2 protein-coding genes are annotated in these 1,027 nt (G+C 37.5%); both read left to right on the forward strand.

Going from position 1 to position 1,027, the window contains the following annotated elements; genetic code table 11:
- Nucleotides 1-119: 119 nt before the first annotated feature.
- Nucleotides 120-506 (forward strand): hypothetical protein, encoded by a 387-nt coding sequence (locus GLIP_RS18580; RefSeq protein ID WP_008846237.1) that lies wholly within the window; start codon nucleotides 120-122, stop codon nucleotides 504-506.
- A gap of 48 nt (nucleotides 507-554) precedes the next feature.
- On the forward strand, nucleotides 555-908 hold the full coding sequence (locus GLIP_RS18585) for a hypothetical protein (protein ID WP_040523616.1): 354 nt from the start codon (nucleotides 555-557) through the stop codon (nucleotides 906-908).
- Nucleotides 909-1,027: the final 119 nt, after the last annotated feature.

Below are 1,027 nucleotides of genomic sequence, written 5' to 3' on the forward strand. Positions count from 1 at the left end.
TGTCGATTCAAAGTCAATCAAGCAGGACAAAAAACAGTTGGTTTTGCTCCTGCGTCGCTAATTTTAACCAACTATTTTTTGCCTCATATTGAGGCGTTATAACCCATTATGGAGTTAGCTTGAGAGTTTTTCTTTCGATTTTTCTAGCCTTATTCGCAACGGATTGTTTTGCTTGTTTTGTTCCACCAGTGGCTCTAAGCGGCGAACATAAACTTATCTTCGCCAGAGATTTTGGAGTCGGTTCAGTATTGTTTTTGGTTGCATTGATTCTTCGATATAACAGTCAAAAATCGCGATTTTGGGTGCCACTTTCAGTTGGACTCTCTTTGGGTTACATTCCTAGTATCATGTATATCCTGTTCATGGAAGGGATAGCTGGCCCTGGTGGCGCATGCGGTAGGCCTGAGTTGTTAGAAATGGGCAATGTAATTCTTATTAGCTTTTCAATTTTGGCAGTATATGAGGTTTTACGTTGGTTTAGGCGTCGGCGCAAAAATGGGTTATAAATTAATATGCGGTTCTTAGGGTCCGCATCATTTAACTGTTAGGTTTTTATGAGAATAATTATATTTTCGTTACTTTTTCTTAGTTTTAATAACTTTGCATGTGAGCTAACGACAGATTATAAAAAGTTACGTGCTGAAGTTACGAATGAAATTCGTGCCTCATATAATTCATGTTTAAAATCTACAAAAGCATATTTCTTTTATAAAGCAGTAGCTAAGTGTGAAGAAGAGAGGCGCGGGAAAAATATTGGTGGTGGTTGTTATCACGCAGTCGGCTACGAAATTACTCACGATGAATCTGAACTTAAGCATTGTAAAATATTAAAGCCAACGATGGACCAATCCATCGAGTATTTAAAGCAAGTAGCAAAAGAGAAAAAGATAGAAAGGTGTTCCAAATAAAACAAACCCAACAAGGCTGTAATGGTCAACTCTTCTTGGACACTTTATTAGGCACTTTTCATTAATTTCATCTCATATTCAACTGGTGAGATGTTTCCCAGTTTATGGTGTCGTCGTTA

This window comes from Aliiglaciecola lipolytica E3 (assembly GCF_000314975.1).
GTDB classification, from domain to species: domain Bacteria; phylum Pseudomonadota; class Gammaproteobacteria; order Enterobacterales; family Alteromonadaceae; genus Aliiglaciecola; species Aliiglaciecola lipolytica.